At 57.5% G+C, this 828-nt stretch carries 2 protein-coding genes; both read left to right on the top strand.

Annotation, left to right across the window (positions count from 1 at the left end):
* On the top strand, positions 1–399 hold a 399-nt coding region (locus AUR66_RS13710), incomplete at its 5' end, for a nitrilase-related carbon-nitrogen hydrolase (protein ID WP_331457006.1).
* A gap of 79 nt (positions 400–478) precedes the next feature.
* On the top strand, positions 479–828 hold a 350-nt coding region (locus AUR66_RS13705; RefSeq protein WP_058572871.1), incomplete at its 3' end, for a pyridoxamine 5'-phosphate oxidase family protein.

The following is an 828-nucleotide window of genomic DNA, read 5'->3' as shown; positions in this document are numbered from 1 at the left end:
ACTGTCGAAACCGACATCGCGACGTTCGGACTCTCGATTTGCTACGACCTCCGATTTCCACAGTTATACCAAACGATGGCACACCGTGGAGCCAACGTGCTCCTCGTTCCTGCGGCGTTCACTATGTTCACCGGAAAGGACCACTGGGAACCGTTACTCCGCGCGCGAGCGATAGAAAATCAGTCCTACGTCATCGCACCAGCACAGATTGGCGAGAAGCCATCGTCACCGACCACATACGGCCGGAGCCTGGTCGTCGACCCGTGGGGGAACGTCATCTCGAAAGCCAAGGATACAGAGGAGGTGATTACGGCGACTATCGACCTGGATTATCTCGAAGACACGAGACGAGAACTGCAGAGTCTCCGACACACCCGCCCCGACGTGTACGACCTGTAGTGGCCGCCTTCTAGGTCCGTGTTCCGTCGACAAACGAAGTCGAAGATAGACCTTTTCGGCCCGACAGCCTATCAGATGTATGACGGACGTGTCAGAAGAAGTCGCCGACCTGCTCACGAGTGAACCACTGATGGCACACCTAGCGACGTGCGCCGACGGACGACCCCACGTCGCACCAGTGTGGTATTACTTCGACGCAGAGCGTTCAGTCGTCGAAATCCTCACCACTGGACGGAAAATCGCGAATATTCGGTCGAATCCCCGTGTCGCGCTCTCGGTTCAGAAAGATATCGACGGCCAGGCACAGTGGCGAGTGACCGTACTCGGAACGGCGACAGTCGTCGACGACGACGAACAGACGCGTGATGCAACTCGACGAATCAACACCAAGTACGGTGCGGCCGAGTCCGCGTGGCCAGAGAACGAACT

It is taken from the genome of Haloferax profundi, from assembly GCF_001469865.1.
Classification (GTDB): Archaea; Halobacteriota; Halobacteria; order Halobacteriales; family Haloferacaceae; genus Haloferax; species Haloferax profundi.
Note: the sequence above shows the minus strand (reverse complement) of the source record. Positions and strands in the feature narration are given on the sequence as shown.